This is a genomic window from Rhizobium rosettiformans (genome assembly GCF_016806065.1).
Lineage (GTDB): Bacteria > Pseudomonadota > Alphaproteobacteria > Rhizobiales > Rhizobiaceae > Allorhizobium.
Genome location: NZ_CP032405.1, coordinates 1,605,380 through 1,623,532, shown reverse-complemented (window position 1 = coordinate 1,623,532; position 18,153 = coordinate 1,605,380). Strand labels below are relative to the sequence as shown.

Sequence of the window (18,153 nt, the reverse complement as noted above, 5' to 3'; positions counted from 1 at the left end):
TTCGAATACGTACTAATCGATCAGAATCGGGACAAAAGTTGTACAATCAGCCCAGCATGATGCTAGTTATAATTGGCGACAATCATGATCGACATGGTCGGATTGTCCGGTAGTCGCGGTATGGAATTCCAGACAAATCCGCCTGATCCTTCTTGCTCCAACGGTGCAGCTGGATACTGCAACGAGCTCGTGCGGGCGGGGTGGTCCGAGGTTGGCAAAGGGGCATGCAGCCGGGTGTTTCACCGTGCAGGTGATACTACCGTCATCAAAGTGTCAGACGGGGATCAATGCTACCTTGCGTTCGTGGACTACGTAATCACTAACCCCATGGACTGCCTACCCAATTTGGAGAACGTTTATCGATCTCAAGCCTGGGCTGTCACCCACATCGAGCACCTCGACGTGCTGAGTGAATCTAATGGCACTCAGCTACTCAAATGGTGGGAGAGCTTTATCGCTGCACGCAGGAACAATATGCAGGTTCCTCTTCCTGCTGATTGGTCACAAGTCGCCTGCGCGCTACAGCCCATCGCGAGTGAAGGTGGATGCGGGTTTGACGTGAAGAAGATAAACGCCATGCAGCGTGGCTCCACGGTCGTTTTCACTGATCCGCTGTATTGAGCTCCATTGGACGCCGATATCACACATTCAAGGCGACCAGGCGACCATCGCGATCGTTGATCGTTGATCGTTGATCGTCGACGGCAGTACCGCGAGATAGCTCAGCAATTCGCGAACTCAACTTTTGTGGTTATCGTTCAATGCCATCTCCGGTCGTGCAGCGTTCCATTAAAAATTTAGCCTTGCCTCAGACAAAATATTTGCATTTTCCAATTATACAAATGGGAAGGAGCGACAATCTATGAACAATGACACCTATCTTGGCCAGTGGCTCAGCAATGCCTCGATTGCCACCGGCATATCTTCATTTGCCGGTCTCGCTGTTGGCTTGATAGGAAAAGAAGATGTATTGAATTACGAGCTACAGATTTATTGGTTCACTGCTTCTTTCTTCGTCGCGTCGGTTATACTTCTGGCGCTCGGCTTTTGGTTCAACCAAATCGGTCGTCGCAAAGACGAAGAAAAGGTGAGCACCGGATTCACGCCATCACCGAAGCCCTTTAACATGACCAAAAGCCAATACGCCGGCCACCCTGAGGAAGTTAAAATTCTTGATGCGATGTTAAACGCCACATACGATGTGCGCGTCTCCGAGCGAAGGAGAGATAGTCAGGTTGACGGCAAGTACGGAAACTCGCTTTTGCGTGACCTTAATCCGCGTTCCATAGATATTCGAATTCACGTGATTTGAGCCAACCAATCAGCAAGATTCGCGCTGAACGATCGCTTAAAACAATACTCCAATCTAATCTATCCAGACGGTTGCACAGTCGCGACGGCTGATGGACATAAGGGTAAGAATACTAGATCCTTTTGAACTGGATCGCACACGATGATGTAATTCTCGTGCTAAAAATGAACCCATGCCGATGGAGCCGCCAGCAATAGTGGAGGCCCAGTCGGCGATTGGATTAAGCCGGGGAACGGCAAGGCGGCGGGAGAAGTGCCACCGCTGGCCATAAGCTGCTCAGTGCCGATTCTGTACCAGCTCACTGAACGAGACGTTTTTCGAGCAATGCAACTGACGCGCCTTGAGCTTTACCAAAGAGTCTGCAACTCGCCCCTGAACAAAATTGCCCCTGAACTCGGACTATCGCCGACAGCGTTGTCAGCCATCTGCAGGAAACATGACGTTCCGTTTCCGGGGGCAGGTTACTGGACCCGCAAGGCGATGGGCCTGCCAGCGGAACTGCCACTACTTCCCGAGGCCCTCGACGCTATCATCGAGATCGCACAGCCGGCCCCCCGGCCCAGGCGACAAGGTCCGCCTCCAAGCCCGGATATCCGGAAAAAGCGGGGCCTGAAACCGCCGAGGAGGTCGCGACATCCTCTGCTCCTTGGCGTTGAGGAGCATTTGCGAAAGACCCGTGTCGTGGAGGAGTATGAATTTCTCCGCCCCTACAAGAGGATCCTGCCCGATATCGTCGCCTCAGAGAGTGCCCTGCCCCGCGCGCTTGCGATTGCCAATCAGGTCTATCTCGCCCTCGATGACGCAGGCTGCAAGCTGCGCATCGCGGCAGCCGAAGATGGCCTTCACCGCATCGATATCGACGAACGGGAAACCGAGCGGAAGGACCGCAAGTATGGCCGCTATCAATCTGGCTACATATGGGGTCCGGACCGACCGACTGTGTTCCAGCTCGACTCGGTTCCGATTGGCATTGCAGTGACTGAAATGACGGAGCGGGTGTCTATGCGATATTTCGCCGGCAAATACCATCGAACCGAGAGCAAGGTCATCAAGTCCGCCAAGGCCTGGCAGTTGGTTCATTCTTACACACATCTCCAGGACGTACCAAGCGGACGCTTCAAGATCGTGGCGTATTCACCGAAGCGGGGTGTCGAGTGGTTCTTGTCCCGTCAGGACGCGGAGCATGCCTCGCTGGAAAGCTCGATCCCGGAGTTTATCGAGTCCCTGCAAGGCGCCGTCGGCCAGGTCCAGGCCTTGATGACGGCGGCAGACGAAGCCGCCGAAAAGCGGAGACAGGAATGGGAAGCCGAGCGGGAGCGTAGCCGTCGCCGCGAAGACCAGAGAAAAAAGGCGGAGGCCTTGCTCGAAAGCCAGAAACAGCTTGCCCAGATCATCGAGCAGTGGACGAAAGTGATGGGCGTGGAGCGGTTCTTCAGGGAAGCGGAAAATCGCCTGGCCAAGGTTTCGGACGATCGACGACCGCATCTCGAAACGCGCATGGCGCTGGCCAGGAAGATGGTCGGCGATACGGACCCGTTCCAGTTCCTCGCATCCTGGCTTGCTCCTGAGGAGCGCTACCGGTCTCCGTACGAGAGCGACCCTGAAGCCAGCCCGGGAGACCCTGGTGCGGCACACGATTAGCATCTGGACCTCTCACACAGCCTGAGGCGCGCCTTGCGAGTGGGCGAGACTTGCTCCCGAGGCGTAGCCCCAATCCAGATCTTTAACGCGCGTCAATGTTGACGCATTTCGACGCACCTGCGTTGCAGTCTTACAGTCTGAGCCGGTTCAGGAGTGCCGCCGCGCCTTGAGTTCCCCTGATTTTCAGGCATTCGAGTGAATGAGGGGTAACCACTGAACGTGGCTTCAGATCCGTTCATTAGGTGTCCGCCGTCGGCGGGCGCGCGTTCTTGCCGAGAAAGGAAATCCGCCGCTTACGCGGCGGCTCTCCTGTTCCGGCCAAGCTCTGCAGACCCTGCAGAAACTCGACCGCGCGCTGCGCATGGGCGGCGGCACTGAATAGGGCACGCTTGTCCTCCTTCAGTACCTTGAGCCAGCTCTGGATATAGGCCGCATGATCGGCACCGGGCTCCGGCGTCAATGCCAGATCCGCGCATAGAAAGGCCGCACCCAATTCAGCAACGAGCTCCTCGAACGCGTACGCCTCATCGCCCCGTTTCTTTGCCCCGAAGTCGCGATCAAGACGGCTTTCATGTTTCGTCCAGTGGATCATTTCATGCGCAAGCGTTGCACAATAGGCGTCCCCGCTCCGGAAACTCTCGAAACATGGCATCTGAACATGATCACTTGAACCGCTGTAATAGGCCCGATTGCCGCCGTGGCGGATTTCGGCACGCGTTGCTGCAAAGAACTGATCCACATGTGCGATACGTTCAACCGGGTCGATCACCGGCGCCGGCTTTTCATGATAATGCTCGGGCAGTCCCTCGATCTGTTCGACGTTGAAGACCGTGTAGGTTTTGAGAAACGGTATCTGCTTGACCCCCTCTCCTTCCTCTTTGTCTTTATCTTCGTTTTCGTCCTCATCCCCTTCCCGGCTGATGGTCCCCGCATAGACGACCATGCTGCCCGTCTCACCCTTGCGCACATGGGCGCCGAGCTCGCGGGCCTGTTTGAACGTCATCCAGCAGGCAGACGAATACCCCGCCTCGATCGCCGCCGCCCACAGCATCAGAACATTGATGCCGCCATAGCCAAGCCCATTGTACCGCAAGGGTCTTGTGATCCGCCCGGCCGTGTTGCCGGCATTCCACGGCTTTAGCCAGGTCAGATCCCCCTTTTCCAGATCGGCAATAATCTTGTCCGTCACTTCAGCGTAAATACTGTTTTTCATGTCCCTTTTCCTTTGATCGGGTTGCGCATGCAACCGATCTGCCCCTCTGGCGAAGAGAGGGGGGAACCCGTCCAGACCCAAAAGCGTCCGGGGTGGTGCGGGCGCAGGGGCTAAAAGCCCCGAGCCACGGCCCGGACGCTTTTGCCCGAAGGGTTCAAGGTCTTGACGGGTGATGGGGCGTCAGCCCCGGTGGATTTGCCGCGTCAAAATAAGTCGCAGCCTTAGGTTGACTTCGATGATGACTTCTCCTTTGCTCACGGAAAACAGGGGGAGATTTCAATGACTTTCAGGCACCTCGCCTTGGTCGCCGCCACAACCATGATTTTGTCCGGCTGCCAAACGCAATATCAGGAGATGGGTGCAACCGGAGGGGTCACCGCGGCCCCGATAACCAACGATACCTATCGCATCTCTTCACGGGGAAACGGGTTTACCGACCCAACCACAATTCAGGACTATAGCCTGTTGAAAGCTGCTGAAGTGACCTTGGCTGCCGGGGGCACCCACTTCCTCGTCGTGACGGCGAACGACTCGACAAATCGATCCGTGGGCTCGACCCCGGGAACCTTCCAGACGAATGTTTACGGCAACACAGCATACACCACCTATAACCCCGGCGTGGCCTACGACATTGTCAAACCCGGACAAGATCTGATCGTGCAGGTCCTGAAGCTTCCTGGCGGTGCAGTATCGCCGCCCGGTTCATTCGACGCCCAACAGGTCTATAACAACATCAGCCCCAGGGTGATCAGGCCCAAGAAATAGCAGACAGCAGCTCAGGAGAGGATTCCTGATGCGAAAGATCGCGGCTTGCATTGGAGTGTTCCTTGTCGCACTCGCCCTGTTTGGTCGGGAAGACGAGAAGCCCTCTGCGCCGTATTCTGCCCCACAGCCCGCAGTCGTATCGCCTGAGCAATCCCCGCAAGCCGTCGCCTCGGATCAGCCAGGTGCCACCACTCAACCCTCTATTCAGGCGGCACCCGCGGAGACGATGTATGTGACGGGCAGTGGAGTTGCCTTTCGCGCTGGTCCCGGCACTGCGAACTCGATTCTCGATCGCTTTGACAAGGGGCGTGAGGTGATGCGCGTGAACATGAGTGCAGACTGGTCGCAGGTGCGCGATCAACTGACACAGCGTACAGGATGGATAGCGACCCGCTTCTTGTCTAAAAGCCAGCCAGCGCGTGAAGCCCCTCGACAAACTAAGTCGCAACAGCCGCCGCAGCAGCAGCCTCGGTCCGTACCTGCCATATCGGACGCAACAATCGTCCAGCGGATCATCGCTCAATCGATCGAACGTTATTCCGGTTCCTGCCCATGCCCCTACAGCCGGGATCGTCGAGGTCGGCAATGCGGCAAGCGAAGTGCATATTCCAAGCCTGGTGGTTATGCGCCCGTCTGCTTTGCCGAAGATGTGTCCAGAGATATGATCGCGGCCTTTCGCCAGCAGTGACGACTTCTTCCCGCCTGGGAGGTATCGAGACTGTGGCCCCGAGGGTCGAGCCCATCACTCGTTCATGGTTGCTTGAGGGGCTGATAGCCTGCATCGCCAAAGCAAGCGCCTATGCCGGGGCCTGACCGTCGACGTGATCCTTATCGTGTTTAGTTATGACTCCCACGACCTCCTACGGCACCGTAGAAACGCTTGGAGCCCTTAAGCCTGCATTTCAGGCGCGGGTTTACCTTGCGAAGCCCGGCGATCAGGACAACTCCCCTCTATCAATCGGTCGCATAGACGCGCTGTCGCTGCATATCAACGGAACTCGGATGCCGAGCTTCATGAACGCGCGTCAATGGTGACGCAGCCAACTCTCTGCATCAGGTTCAGACACCTGCGCGGTCCATGAGCTCCTTCAACGCCTCAGGATATGACATGCGGTTCTGCTCGCAAAAGATCAGAAACCGATTGAAGGTCGTGATCGGCGGGCGGATGTTGAGATTTGCAGACGGCTCAGAAGGCTTGCGCCGCGTCAGCTTCTGGATAGGCTCTCGTGCTACGAAACCATGGCGTTCACCAACCTCGTCGATCCTGGCATCAGGAATCCGCGCCGGCTCTTCCGTGTCGGGCGTGATGTTGGCGAGCTTGTCGCCAAAGCCCAGGTTCTTCCCGCTCATGCCGCAACCCTCGCATCAATGACCAGATTGACCAGTTCCTCTGCAAGCCGGAACGCATTGTCCCGGGCTGCCGGCAGCCCATTCACATTCCGCGGATCAAGCTCCTCCAGATCCTGCTGGTAGAAGAACATCGCCTTGTAGGCGGACCGCTCGTTCAGATGATTGCGAAACATCGGCACCTCGCTTGCCTTCAACTGAGCCGTAATCTGCGTTTCCAGCTTAGAGGCGATCGCCGGAGAGGTCCGGGTGAACAGCACCCTATGGGGGATGGTCTTTTCGAAGGCCTGCTCTTCTTCACGGATCAGATGGATTGCGCGCGCTGCGAGTTCCGCGTCAGGCGGGCTTGCCTGGATCGGAATGATCACGAGCTGCGCCCGGGCAAGAGCACGCGACATGAGCCGACTGGCGGTGCCTTCCAGATCGACAAAGACGAACTGATACTTCTTGCGATATTCATCGAGCTTGGTGGTGATCGTGCTCTCAGTGATCCCACCATCCACGATGACGGGGTTCTTCGAGGCCCCTGCCCGCCACCCCTCGATCGCCCTGTTGGGATCGCAGTCGAGAATAATGACGCTCGCACCCTGCTGGGCAAGCGACGTGGCGAGCACGAGGGCCGCTGTTGACTTCCCGGCCCCACCCTTGGGGTTCGCCACCGTAATGACCGGCATCTTCAGTCTCCAACCTAACGCAGAATACACGCATCATGATGCGTCAATAGACGTTATAATGCCTTACCACGCATCACAATGCGTGCGCGTTAATTAGCGTCATCCTTCCGCAATTTTCTTCTTGTGTGCTCAACAGCGCCCTCGGAAAGCAAATGTCTGAAGAGCAGGCGGGATATTCGGCGAATAACGGAGCCGCAAATCTCCCCCCTCGACACGAACTATGACCCGCACCCCCGTCTTGGCGATCCAGTATGACGACAGCTCCTTTGTTGACAGCATCTCAAGAAACCGCCCTTAACCTGCCCCTGATGTTCCCTGCCTAAGCAATGTCCGATTGAACGGGCTTGTCCGCATGCAGCAGACGAGGTAGTGCCGACTCCATATGCAACCATTTGGATAATCTAATGAAGAACGAGTGGGAGCCATCGAAATGGGGACGCATTGTTTCCCGGTCGCCAAAGTGGCTGCTGGTTCAGGACGGCATATGCCTGACCCTCCTAATCGATGGAGATTCTCACACGGTCAATGTCCGCGACTCTGCATCATTCTCGGTGAGAAACGGCCTACTGTGGGCCAGCGTCACGCTGAAGCCTGCCGGCTCGGATGCCATTCAGGTCGGCGGACTGTCCAAGAGCGGGGCAGCAAACCTGCGAGCCAATTTCGATGATGTCCTGAGCGAGATCCGCCTCAGGGAAGATACCGCCCTGCTGGTTCGCGCTCACGAGACCATGAGCGATTGGCTTAGCAAACGCAGATCGGTGGAGGACACGGCGGCGTCACAAAGGCGCTGGCTGACGCACGAGATGTTAAATTCTCTGGAGAGTGAACGGCCTCAACTGGATACGGCCAGGATGAGAATGCTGCTGCGTGATGGTTCGCTGAAAGCCCGGTTCGGCCAGAGAGCCATCCAGCTGGAACAGGACTTGCGGGACTGGGGCGCCGACATCGCTACAGCATGGCAAAACCTGAACTCCAAACACACAGACAGAGAGCTCATCGAGTGCAAAGAGCTGCTCGACAAGGTCGAAAGCAAACCACTGACACCAGAGCAGGCGCGAGCCGTCGTCTGCTTCGACAATCGAGTGCAGGTGGTCGCCTCTGCGGGCTCTGGTAAAACCTCCACAATGGTAGCTAGAGCGGCTTACGCGATCCATCGAGGTATCGCCAAGCCCGAACAGATCGTCATGCTCGCGTTCAATAAGAAGGCTGCCGAAGAACTTGCAGAACGGGCCAGCCAATCGTTTGCGCGTCTGGGCATGTATGATGTCCCCGTGAAGGCTTTCACGTTCAACGCTCTGGGTCTTGGAATCATCGGTAGGGCCACCGGAAAGAAGCCAGATATCCCGCAGTGGGCAATCGATCCTGCGGATGGCCTGCGCAAGCTCGCTGACTTGATCGACGGTTTGAAAGACAGCTCTTTGAGCTTTCGCGCGCAGTGGGACCTGTTTCGCTTTGTCTTCAAACGGGATTTGCCGAAACCTGGCGAGTCCGCGCCGACCGCGTGGGACGAGCAAGGCAGGGGAATGGTTCTCACGGCTGACGGGACACGCGTGCGCAGCCAGGAAGAAGCGCTCATTGCGAACTGGCTTTTCTACAACGGGGTCAATTACAGGTATGAAAAATCCTATGTCTTGGACACGGCGGATGCGACGCACCGGCAATACCGTCCAGATTTCTATTATCCCGACATAGACCTCTATCACGAGCATTTCGCGCTTGATGCGCGAGGCAACGCCCCTACCCATTTCGACGATTATGTCTCAGGCGTGGAATGGAAGCGAAACCTGCATTTAGAGCAGGGCACCGCGCTGATCGAGACGACCTCGCACCAGGTGCGCACGGGAACCTTATTTGAGCATCTCGAAAGGGAACTCACCCAACGGGGCATCGTGCTCAACCCAAATCCCGACAGACAGATCCCCAAGGATGGTCTGAAGCCTATGCCTGCAGAGGAACTGATAGGCTTGGTCCGGGCGTTCATCGGCCATTTTAAAAGCAATAGCATGACTCCGGCAGACCTAGAGGAACGCTTGGATAGACTGCCCACGGATGCCTTTAAGTATCGCTATCGGATGTTTGCCGCACTCGCTCTCCCCATCATCAAAGCTTGGGACGAAGCGCTTGCGGCGGAAGGCGGCATCGACTTTGAAGACATGCTCAATCTCGCAGCCAAATACCTTGAAGAGGGTGCTATTGAAGAACCGTATCAACTTGTGATGGCGGATGAGTTTCAGGATTCGTCCCGGGCGCGAGCCCGACTTTGCCGGGCCTTAGTGCAGAAGAAGGGGCGCTTCTTCTTCGCCGTTGGCGATGATTGGCAATCCATCAACCGATTTGCGGGGGCCGACATCTCTGTCATGACGGGCTTCCGCGACTGGTTCGGCCATGGCCAGGTCATGAAACTCGAGCAGACATTCCGCTGCCCGCAAGAACTGTGTGATATTTCCAGCCGGTTCGTGTCCAAGAACCCTGCCCAGCTCCCGAAGAAGGTACGCTCACAAACGCCTGCTGAAGGGCCTGTTATACAAGCCTATCAGGTGGATGGACGAGAGCAACTGGCGGACGCCATCCGCCAGTATGTCGAGCGCTTGGCGGAACGCATCCAGTCTGGAGACGTCAGACCCGGCCGAAATGGCAAGGTGTCGATCTATGTCCTGGGTCGGTACAATGCCGATCAGCAATATGTGCCTCGCATTACGAGTGCCGCGCAGAAATGGGTAACGGTATCCTTCCTGACCATCCACCGGTCTAAAGGCAGCGAGGCGGACTTTGTCATCCTGCCCGAAATGATCAGCGCGTTGAGAGGGCGTAGCTTTCCCAACACGCGTGCGGATGATCCGGTCTTAGGTTTGGCAATGCCAGCCGGAGACAACTACCCCGACAGTGAGGAGCGGCGGCTGTTCTATGTGGCCCTCACACGTGCCAAACGCTCCGTTGCACTGTTCAGCGTGCGGGGACAGTGCTCAACATTCTTGAATGAACTTGAGGCGGACGGTGCGCTGAGAATTCAGACTTCAGAGGGCGAGCCGGTGCAGGAGGAAACCTGCCCAGCATGCCGGCGGGGCGTTATTGTCCAAAAAACCGGCCCTTTTGGCGCCTTCCGATCATGCTCCAATTTTCCGGACTGTCGCTATAAGCCAAAGGGTACCGGGCAGGAAAATCTCGCTCTACGCCAAAAAGCCATTCCCAGCAGGACCACGCCTGGTTAACGCGCGTTAATGTTGACGCATCTGCGCGCAGCCTCGCGCCGCCAGGGCAAACATTGAGGACAAACCGGACCGTTCGCCGACTGCCTGCATTATGATGACCCGGAAACCGTGACAGTAGTCCGCGGCCTGACCCCGTTTCCGTTGCGCTGAGACCTCCTCCGTTTCGCCAACAAGCATTATCATTGCTCGTTGTGCGTCACCTTCGCCATTACGTTAGAGCACGGAACAGTTTGCGGCACCGATTGTTTCGTTCGTTGCGTTTATTGCGTTTAGTAAGTGACTTTAAACGCGTCGAATGATATTCCTGATTGTCTGACACGTAGGGAGATTGAAATGCTTGCACTCATGGATCAGACGCGTGAGCCGTTTGTCGCCGATGAGGCTGAAGCGGTGATCGCAAGAAAGGCTGCCGACAAATTGAAGGCTGTCGCAGAAGCGAATGTAGGCGTCAAAATCACGGTCGACGGCAAAGAGGACGAAAAGATCATCGTTCCACTGCCGGCTCGCGCCGTTGCGTTCATCTATGAGGTTCTCGAGGCGATGGCGAACAGGACGCCCATGTCCCTGATCCCGCATGATGCGGAGCTTACCACGCAGCAGGCTGCGGACTATCTAAACGTCTCTCGCCCCCACCTGATCCGTCAGCTCGAAGCCAATAAGCTTCAGTATCGCAAAGTGGGAAGCCACCGTAGGGTTAGGTTCGCCGATCTGATCGACTACGAGCGAGCATGCCGGCACGAGCAGAAAAAGGCTCTTGTTGATCTAAACGATGAAGCCAAACGGCTTGGGCTTGAATGATTTCAACCTTCACCGCGTTCATAGATGCCAATGTTTTTTACGGCGCGAGGCTGCGAAGCCTCGTGCTTTTTGTCGCACAGTCCAAAATCTTCCGTGCCCGCTGGTCGAACGAGGTGCATGACGAATGGGTTCGAAATCTCGTCAAGAACCGTCCGGATCTCAAAGAGAGCGATCTTGATCGCACCCGACAACTGATGAACAGCGCGGTACCCGACTGCCTTGTCGAGGGCTATGAGCCTCTCATTGCCGGACTTCAGCTCCCCGATGAGAATGATCGCCATGTACTGGCAGCAGCCATTCAAACGCGAGCAAACGTCATCGTGACGTTCAATCAAAGAGACTTCCCGCAGGATGCGATTTCGCGGTTCGGGCTCCATACCAAGCATCCGGATGATTTCCTGGTCGACGCATACAATCTGTCACCGGAGGATTTTGTCGACGCCGTGCAAAGTGATTTCGGCCACTACGGCAAACCGCCTCTGGTCTACGAGGAATACCTGGAAAGCCTGGCGAAGGCCGGAGTGCCCAAGCTCGCGAAAATTCTTCAGCCGTTCAAAGTGCTCATGCCAACTGATGGCGACGGAATGGTCTAGCTCCGGGATACATCGAAATCCAACTAGTTCCCGTCACACACTTGGCCATGCTGAAACCTTCGACGGCCCACCGGCTCACATCCGCAATCCCAACCCCAACCCCTTCCTCTCACTCCGCACCAGATCCTGCTGCCTGAACATTTCCGCGTTCTTCGCCCGATACGCGACCCGGACCACCTCTGCCACCCGAGCCAGATCCACCTTCTCCGCCAGCCCCCTCGTCAATTCCGCCAGGTTCTTGTTGCGCAGATCGTCGGTCCCGAACCGCTCTTTCATCGCGTCAGTGATGGCCTCTGCCTCCGCAAGCGCCCGCTTCCCCTCCGATGAACTGCCCCCCATTTCGACCGGACAGTCGGCATAAGCAGAAAGGCTCAAGCACAGGCTTGAGGACAGGCTTATGTCTAACGAGTATCGACACGTTGAATTGCTGACGGGTGATGTCCGCCGTAGACGATGGACAACCGAGCAGAAGCTGACAATCATTGAGCAGAGTTTCGAACCAGGCGAGACGGTGTCTTCGGCCGCTCGCCGCCATGGTGTTGCGCCCAATCTGCTTTACCGGTGGCGCAGGCTCTTGAGCGAGGGAGGTGCTGCAGCCGTGGATTCTGACGAGCCGGTTGTCGGCAATTCGGAAGTGAAGAAGCTGGAGGACCGCGTTCGCGAGCTGGAGCGCATGCTCGGCCGCAAGACGATGGAGGTCGAAATCCTGCGGGAAGCCTTGTCCAAAGCGGACTCAAAAAAACGGATATCGCGGCCGATCTTGTTGCCGAAGGACGGTTCCCGATGAAGGCTGTCGCCGACACGCTCGGCGTGTCCCGTTCCAATCTGATCGAGCGCCTGAAAGGCAGATCGAAGCCGCGCGGCTCCTATCACAAGGCCGAGGATGCAGAGCTTTTGCCCATCATCCGCAGGCTGGTGGATCAAAGGCCAACCTATGGCTATCGGCGGATCGCCGCGCTCCTCAATCGCGAGAGGCGAGCCGCCGATAAGCCTATCGTCAACGCCAAGCGGGTTCATCGCATCATGGGCAACCATGCCATGCTGCTGGAGAAACACACGGCCGTTCGCAAGGGCCGCCTCCACGATGGCAAGGTGATGGTCATGCGCTCGAACCTGCGCTGGTGCTCGGACGGTCTGGAGTTCACCTGCTGGAACGGCGAGGTCATCCGTCTCGCCTTCATCATCGATGCCTTCGACCGGGAGATCATCGCCTGGACGGCGGTCGGCAACGCGGGCATCTCCGGCTCTGACGTGCGCGACATGATGCTGGAGGCCGTCGAGAAGCGGTTCGCAGCCACCCGAGCCCCGCACGCAATCGAGCATCTCTCCGACAATGGCTCGGCTTATACCGCGAGGGACACGAGGCTGTTTGCCCAGGCGCTCAATCTGACGCCTTGCTTCACGCCGGTGGCCAGTCCGCAGTCGAACGGCATGTCGGAAGCCTTCGTCAAAACACTGAAGCGGGACTATATCCGCATCGCAGCACTACCGGACGCCGAAACGGCGCTCCGGCTCATCAACGGATGGATCGAGGACTACAACGAAATCCATCCCCATTCCGCGCTCAAGATGGCTTCCCCTCGGCAGTTCATCAGGGCTAAATCAAACTAGCCGACATGTCCGGTGAAACGGGGAGCACTCCATCCGACGTCTCGACAATCTTCTTCAGGAACGCGGGCTTATCCGACGTGTCGAGCCCATCGAGCTGCTTTAAGATAGCCTCACTCCGACGGCTCAACCCCGGAACCTCGATGACATCCTCCTTCTCCCGTCTCCACTTCTCGGTATTGACCGCCTGTTCATAACGCCGGATCCAGTCCTTTCCGGTGTAGCCCACATGAGCCCCAAGTGATCTCGCCAGATGACGAGCCTCCTTCCGCTCCCTGTTGTCCCCAAACAGCCCGGCCTTGCCTCGCAAGGCGCCAAACTCTTCCGGCCGCTCGGCCACGGCCTTCGCCAGCGCCGCCACGTCGCCATCCCGCTGCTGAATGGTTTTCGCGACCAGCTCGACAAACCGGTTACGATCGACAAAGACCCCGGCACCCAGCCAGCGTACCGTCTCCAACCCCCGCTCCATATGCTGCGCTGCTTCCTCCCGTGCCACCTGATCGACCGTCCGGGCGTAGGTAGTGATGGCAGGCACCAGCGGTGGCACCCTGTTCTCCTGACCAACACCCATCTGATGGCTTTCGGGCCAGGATGGTGTTTCCGACGGCTGCCGATCGGCGGGCGAGCGAACGCGCTCACCCATAGCGCCGTAGTGAGCCGCCGGCCGATCGGCAGCCCGGTGTGCGGCATCCCGTTGTGGCGCTGCGCCCATGACGATCTCGCTCCGGAGATAAATGCCTTCGCCCAGCCCTCGCCGTGCGGCAAAGGCATCGGTGTAATCGAGCACCGTCTCCTTGGCGCCGGAGCGGCCGAGGCTCATCGAGAGAGCCTTCAGATCGTTGAGTTCATCGCGTCCGGCGTAGAGGGCAACTGCATCCCGATGGCGCGTCATCGCCACATAGGTCAGATGCCGGTCCATTGTCGTGGATGCCATAACGAAGGCACGGTCGACCGTTGCACCTTGCGACTTGTGGATCGTTGTCGCGTAGCCATGGTCAAAGCTTTGGTAACTTCTGACCGGTATGGAAATCACACGGGCGGCATTCTGCCCTGCACCGTCGAGCCTCACCTGTAGTGCGTCAGGCTCGACGGCAGTAACCGTACCCAACATGCCGTTCTTCGCACCGAGATCCCGGTTGTTCTCCAAGAGCACGATGCGGTCGCCCGGTGCGAAGCCGCGTCTGCCGTCATTGGTCTGGTAGAGGATCTCCCGGTTGGTCCTGTCCCCATCCTGCTGTTCGCCATCTGGACTGCCCTGGCCTGCCTGGCCCAGTTCTCCCGCCTCGCCTTTCGCCAACACTCCCCGCGCCTGCAATTCTCTGCGGATCACATCATTTATCGCCCGGACATCGACGCGGCGATGGGCAAGCGCAATCCGTGAGCCCTCGGGCCGCTTATCACGGTCGGCGAGATAATCCCGCACCAGAGCGTCCCTTGCCTCGTCCCTGTTATCTGCGAAGTGCACCTGTCCGCGATCGGCATAGGCAGACAATCCCTCACCCGTCCGATGCGTGGCAAAGGCAATCGAAGCCTGTCGTTGCCATTCTTGCTCCTGCCGGCGGATCTCGGAGAGTTCGACCGCACCAATCCGCTCGGCAATGGCCCGGAAGGGAGACCCCGCCCCGATCGCCTGTAGCTGTTCATGATCTCCGACCAGCACCAGCTTTGCCCCGCGTCGCTCGACCTCTTCGACGAACCGGCCAAGCTGTCTGCTGCCGACCATGCCGGCTTCATCGATGACGAGAATGTCGCCGGTCCCAAGCTTCGCCCTGCCCGCCTGCCAACTGTGTTCCCAGGAGGCGAGCGTTCGCGAGAGGATCCCGGAAGATTCCTCCAGCCCCTCCGCCGCCTTGCCGGCGAGCGCTGCGCCGTGCACCCGGAAGCCTTGCGCCTCCCACGCCCTACGTGCAGCCGCCAGCATGGTCGACTTGCCGGCACCTGCAAAGCCGATGACCGCGGCGATCTGCCCAGGACCGGTGACATGTCGGACGGCAAGCCTCTGTTCTTCACTCAAGCCCGCTTGTGACGTCGAACGGGGTACACCTGTGGGTGAAGCTAGTGTGTGCTGTTCAACTGTTTGCGAGGTTGAGCCATCTGTCATTGCCCTGAGGGCCTCGTCCTGTAGCCTCAAGGCGCGGTCGACATGATGTCGATCGACGCCATGGCCGCTCCCATTATGGGATGCGTGCGAGCCGACTTGCGTAAATGAGTGGCGGCTCATGCGATCCGCACGCACGGCCATGGCGTGCTCGATCTCCAACATTTCCCGCGTTGTGTAGCGGGCAAGCTCGCCAGAAGTTTCCTTGCGCAATTCCACCAGAGCCTTCGAGCCCATGACTGCGGCAAAGGCATTGCGGAACTGTTGGCTATCATCGATGTAGCGGTGAAGTGCACGCGCCACATCATATCGATCGAAGACGCTCTTCTCCCCGGTAATCAGCGTCAGCACCTGCTCCGGTTTCTGCCGGATCAGCTCGGCATTCCGCCGTGCCGCCTCCTCGTCGATCCGGGTGCGTGAGACGGATCCACCGCGACGATCGATCTCGGATGCATGCACGCCCATATGCTCGGTCGGCTCGATCTCGAGGCCACGCTCCAGATGAGAGCGATGATCGATCCTGATCTCGTGCCCTGCCCGCATCAGCGCCCGGTTGGCATGCGTCTCCCAGGCCTGGCGGATCTCGCGCAGCTGCATCTGCGCCGTCGGCAGGTCGTGGTTCAACAGCCACTTGTTCTCCCGCTCGATGAGTGTCTTTTCGCCCAAGCCATCGGGTCCGACTGTCCGCGTCGTCATCATCACATGCGCATGGATATTGCGAATGTCGCTCTCGCCACCTGGCGCATGAATGGCAAAGTCGACGGCTGCCCCATACCGGTCGGCGAGATCACGGGCAAAGGCACGTACCAAGGCCAACCGCTGATCCGCATTCAGCTCATGCGGAAGGGCGATCTCGACTTCGCGGGCAAGCCGCGCATCCTTGCGTTTCTCGGCAAACTCCGCCGCATTCCAGAGTGTCGAACGGTCCAGTGCCCACGTCGCATCCGGGCCTTCCGGCAGCACGATCTCGCAATGCACGACGCCAGACTTTCGGGTGAAGTCATACCAGACGTTTTCACGTTCATTGATCATCCGGCTGGCGGTCCGATAGGCGATCGCGGCCACGGCGCTTCGGCCGCCACCGCGGCTCACCGGCTTCATGCTGCAATGGTAAATCGCCATTCGCACGTCTCCAGCTGATGAGAAGCGTCAGAGCGCTGAGTTGCGCAGCAACTCGTAAGTGCGCCCTTCCTGCTTTCTTCGCTTCGCTCGCCAGCAGTTGGGATGCGGCTCCGCCGATCGCGACCGATGACAGATTTGCACCTTGTGCGACTTGGCTGCTGCGCGTCGAATTAAGTTTTATTGCGAAAGGACGCTGCGATGACCAAACGGAGCATTCAGGAAAGACTGCGACAGCTGGAAGCCCGTAAGCAGATGCTGGTGGCACGGCTGAGCAAAGAGCAGCGTGCCCAGGATACAAGACGCAAGATCCTGATCGGGCGCTCGTGCTCGATCGGATCGAGCGGCAACCAGAGCGGTATATGACCGGCCGTCTCGACGAGTGGCTGCGTGCCGAGCTGCCGTGGTTTCTGACGCGCGAGAAGGACCGGGATCTGTTCGACGATATCCTCGGGACAGCCAAGCCGGACGAGGCCACAGATAGGGAGCAGCAGCCATGACCCTGTTCGATCGCTCTCAGCACCGGGCAGAGGCAAGCACTGGCGCGAAAGCTGCGCTACCATGCAGACCCAGAGTTCAGAACCTTGTTCGATACGTATTGAGTGACGGAAAAGCCAGCAATAGCGCGCCATCGCTCAAGACCACTCGGATCAAAGCCGCGCTTGCGCGAGATCCGGGTCAGACAATGAAGAATATCGGAGCTTTCAGCATCGCGGCGACCGAAGGGCGCGAAAGCGGGAATTCTCGTCACGTCAGGGCCGGAAAAAGGGAAGCCGCAGGAGCCTGAGCATAACGACCCGAAGGGTCAGGCGGGACCGCCTTCCCCCGGCCATGGCGTTCCGCATGAATGGGCAGAGTGAGCTCTGTAGCAAACCGCCACCCTCACCTGCCCGGCCGCCCCAGTGTCCTGGCGATGTCGAGGATGTCATCGCGTGCCGCCGTCGGATCATCCTTGCTCCAGGCAACACCGAGCCCGATCTTCAGATCGATGCCCGTCACCTTCTTCAAGACCACGTCCCTGCCCGGCAGATCTCCAGTCCACGCCGGGGCAAAGCCGACCCCAAGACCGGAAGAGACGAGCGAGATCAGCGAGAAGGTGTCGTCACAGGTATAGGCGACATTGTCATTCAGCCCATGCTCTTCGAAGGTCTCGGCAAAGTAGCGCTCGGTGTAGGAGAGGTTCTGCCGCTTGAAGGCGATGATCTTTTCGGCCTTGAGATCCTCGATCGTCACTTCGTTCTTCGATGCAAGCGGATTTCTCATCGGCACGGCCAGCAGATAACGCTCATGGGCAATCGAGAAGAAGCGCAAGGATCCGATGTTCTCGACTGGTCGGATAAAGCCAAGATTGAGCTTCCCGCACTCCAGCTGGCGGATGATATCGGCGGTCGAGCCATTCGACACATGCAGACGGATATCAGGAAACTTCCGTCCGATCCTAGCCAGGAACGCTGGCAGCACCCCAGTCGTTGCCGGATAGATCGTCCCTATCCTGATCTCCCGCATCGTCCTGCCTCCAGCCGCACGTGCCATCTCGGCTGACAGATCCAGCTCCCCCAGCATCCGGACACAGCGATCATAGAACACCTCCCCTGCCCGCGTCAGCTCCACCTTGCGCGTCGAGCGCGTAAGCAACTGCACGCCGAGCCCCTTCTCCAGCGCCTGTACCTGCGTGCTCAACGCCGGCTGGGCGATGTTCACCCGCATGGCGGCTCGGCCAAAGTGCAACTCCTCGGCGACCGCTACAAAATAGGAAAGCTGGCGGATTTCCATAAC

General features: G+C 58.2%; 15 protein-coding genes and 1 pseudogene. 10 read left to right on the top strand and 6 right to left on the bottom strand.

The window, feature by feature from the left end:
- Window positions 1-84 precede the first annotated feature (84 nt).
- The 3 genes from D4A92_RS07680 to D4A92_RS07670 all read left to right on the top strand — a co-directional run bounded on the left by D4A92_RS07680 (window position 85) and on the right by D4A92_RS07670 (window position 2,953).
- Window positions 85-621, top strand: a complete 537-nt coding sequence (locus tag D4A92_RS07680) for a hypothetical protein (protein ID WP_203019093.1) — start codon at window positions 85-87, stop codon at window positions 619-621.
- 241 nt (window positions 622-862) lie between these two features.
- Entirely contained in the window at window positions 863-1,312 is a 450-nt protein-coding gene (locus D4A92_RS07675; RefSeq protein WP_203019091.1) for a hypothetical protein, read from the top strand.
- A gap of 663 nt (window positions 1,313-1,975) precedes the next feature.
- Window positions 1,976-2,953, top strand: coding sequence for a hypothetical protein (locus tag D4A92_RS07670; RefSeq protein WP_246754044.1), 978 nt, complete (start codon window positions 1,976-1,978; stop codon window positions 2,951-2,953).
- A 238-nt stretch (window positions 2,954-3,191) separates the two neighbouring features.
- Here the strand turns inward: D4A92_RS07670 and D4A92_RS07665 are convergent, their stop codons facing one another.
- Window positions 3,192-4,166, bottom strand: coding sequence for an ArdC family protein (locus D4A92_RS07665; RefSeq protein ID WP_203019089.1), 975 nt, complete (start codon window positions 4,164-4,166; stop codon window positions 3,192-3,194).
- 279 nt (window positions 4,167-4,445) lie between these two features.
- Between D4A92_RS07665 and D4A92_RS07660 the strand changes: the two genes are divergently transcribed.
- Both D4A92_RS07660 and D4A92_RS07655 read left to right on the top strand, forming a co-directional pair.
- Entirely contained in the window at window positions 4,446-4,931 is a 486-nt protein-coding gene (locus tag D4A92_RS07660) for a CC0125/CC1285 family lipoprotein (protein WP_203019088.1), read from the top strand.
- Between the two features lie 28 nt (window positions 4,932-4,959).
- Entirely contained in the window at window positions 4,960-5,619 is a 660-nt protein-coding gene (locus D4A92_RS07655) for an SH3 domain-containing protein (protein ID WP_203019087.1), read from the top strand.
- A 371-nt stretch (window positions 5,620-5,990) separates the two neighbouring features.
- Here the strand turns inward: D4A92_RS07655 and D4A92_RS07650 are convergent, their stop codons facing one another.
- Together D4A92_RS07650 and D4A92_RS07645 are read right to left on the bottom strand one after the other, a co-directional pair.
- Window positions 5,991-6,281, bottom strand: coding sequence for a hypothetical protein (locus D4A92_RS07650; protein WP_203019086.1), 291 nt, complete (start codon window positions 6,279-6,281; stop codon window positions 5,991-5,993).
- Window positions 6,278-6,952: a ParA family protein gene (locus D4A92_RS07645; RefSeq protein WP_203019085.1), complete on the bottom strand. Its 675-nt coding sequence runs from the start codon at window positions 6,950-6,952 to the stop codon at window positions 6,278-6,280. Before D4A92_RS07645 ends, D4A92_RS07650 begins: the two co-directional genes overlap by 4 nt.
- 404 nt (window positions 6,953-7,356) lie before the next feature.
- Here D4A92_RS07645 and D4A92_RS07640 point away from each other — a divergent pair, with 404 nt between their 5' ends.
- The 3 genes from D4A92_RS07640 to D4A92_RS07630 all read left to right on the top strand — a co-directional run bounded on the left by D4A92_RS07640 (window position 7,357) and on the right by D4A92_RS07630 (window position 11,552).
- Window positions 7,357-10,161, top strand: a complete 2,805-nt coding sequence (locus tag D4A92_RS07640) for a UvrD-helicase domain-containing protein (RefSeq protein WP_203019083.1) — start codon at window positions 7,357-7,359, stop codon at window positions 10,159-10,161.
- 333 nt (window positions 10,162-10,494) lie between these two features.
- On the top strand, window positions 10,495-10,959 hold the full coding sequence (locus tag D4A92_RS07635; RefSeq protein WP_203019081.1) for a helix-turn-helix domain-containing protein: 465 nt from the start codon (window positions 10,495-10,497) through the stop codon (window positions 10,957-10,959).
- On the top strand, window positions 10,956-11,552 hold the full coding sequence (locus D4A92_RS07630) for a PIN domain-containing protein (RefSeq protein WP_203019079.1): 597 nt from the start codon (window positions 10,956-10,958) through the stop codon (window positions 11,550-11,552). The genes D4A92_RS07635 and D4A92_RS07630 overlap by 4 nt, the downstream gene beginning before the upstream one ends.
- A 75-nt stretch (window positions 11,553-11,627) precedes the next feature.
- Here the strand turns inward: D4A92_RS07630 and D4A92_RS07625 are convergent, their stop codons facing one another.
- Window positions 11,628-11,927, bottom strand: a complete 300-nt coding sequence (locus D4A92_RS07625) for a hypothetical protein (RefSeq protein ID WP_203019077.1) — start codon at window positions 11,925-11,927, stop codon at window positions 11,628-11,630.
- 22 nt (window positions 11,928-11,949) lie between these two features.
- Between D4A92_RS07625 and D4A92_RS07620 the strand changes: the two genes are divergently transcribed.
- A protein-coding gene (locus tag D4A92_RS07620) for an IS3 family transposase (protein WP_113462474.1) occupies window positions 11,950-13,163 on the top strand; the annotation gives its coding sequence in 2 pieces (ribosomal slippage) (window positions 11,950-12,286 and window positions 12,286-13,163; 1,215 coding nt in all).
- Here D4A92_RS07620 and traA read toward each other — a convergent pair.
- Window positions 13,150-16,380 carry a Ti-type conjugative transfer relaxase TraA gene (gene traA, locus D4A92_RS07615; protein ID WP_246754043.1) on the bottom strand — a complete coding sequence of 1,077 codons (3,231 nt, stop codon included), beginning with the start codon at window positions 16,378-16,380 and terminating at the stop codon, window positions 13,150-13,152. The two genes, D4A92_RS07620 and traA, sit on opposite strands and share 14 nt — an antisense overlap.
- Window positions 16,381-16,578: 198 nt before the next feature.
- Here traA and D4A92_RS07610 point away from each other — a divergent pair.
- Window positions 16,579-16,877, top strand: a pseudogene (locus tag D4A92_RS07610) (mobilization protein).
- A 382-nt stretch (window positions 16,878-17,259) separates the two neighbouring features.
- Here the strand turns inward: D4A92_RS07610 and D4A92_RS07605 are convergent.
- On the bottom strand, window positions 17,260-18,150 hold the full coding sequence (locus D4A92_RS07605; protein WP_203019076.1) for a LysR family transcriptional regulator: 891 nt from the start codon (window positions 18,148-18,150) through the stop codon (window positions 17,260-17,262).
- Window positions 18,151-18,153 lie beyond the last annotated feature (3 nt).

Coding starts and splice junctions, on each gene's coding strand:
- D4A92_RS07680 (WP_203019093.1), top strand. CDS start 85: ATGATCGACATGGTCGGATTGTCCGGTAGTCGCGGTATGGAATTCCAG.
- D4A92_RS07675 (WP_203019091.1), top strand. CDS start 863: ATGAACAATGACACCTATCTTGGCCAGTGGCTCAGCAATGCCTCGATT.
- D4A92_RS07665 (WP_203019089.1), bottom strand. CDS start 4,166: ATGAAAAACAGTATTTACGCTGAAGTGACGGACAAGATTATTGCCGAT.
- D4A92_RS07660 (WP_203019088.1), top strand. CDS start 4,446: ATGACTTTCAGGCACCTCGCCTTGGTCGCCGCCACAACCATGATTTTG.
- D4A92_RS07655 (WP_203019087.1), top strand. CDS start 4,960: ATGCGAAAGATCGCGGCTTGCATTGGAGTGTTCCTTGTCGCACTCGCC.
- D4A92_RS07650 (WP_203019086.1), bottom strand. CDS start 6,281: ATGAGCGGGAAGAACCTGGGCTTTGGCGACAAGCTCGCCAACATCACG.
- D4A92_RS07645 (WP_203019085.1), bottom strand. CDS start 6,952: ATGCCGGTCATTACGGTGGCGAACCCCAAGGGTGGGGCCGGGAAGTCA.
- D4A92_RS07640 (WP_203019083.1), top strand. CDS start 7,357: ATGAAGAACGAGTGGGAGCCATCGAAATGGGGACGCATTGTTTCCCGG.
- D4A92_RS07635 (WP_203019081.1), top strand. CDS start 10,495: ATGCTTGCACTCATGGATCAGACGCGTGAGCCGTTTGTCGCCGATGAG.
- D4A92_RS07630 (WP_203019079.1), top strand. CDS start 10,956: ATGATTTCAACCTTCACCGCGTTCATAGATGCCAATGTTTTTTACGGC.
- traA (WP_246754043.1), bottom strand. CDS start 16,380: ATGGCGATTTACCATTGCAGCATGAAGCCGGTGAGCCGCGGTGGCGGC.
- D4A92_RS07605 (WP_203019076.1), bottom strand. CDS start 18,150: ATGGAAATCCGCCAGCTTTCCTATTTTGTAGCGGTCGCCGAGGAGTTG.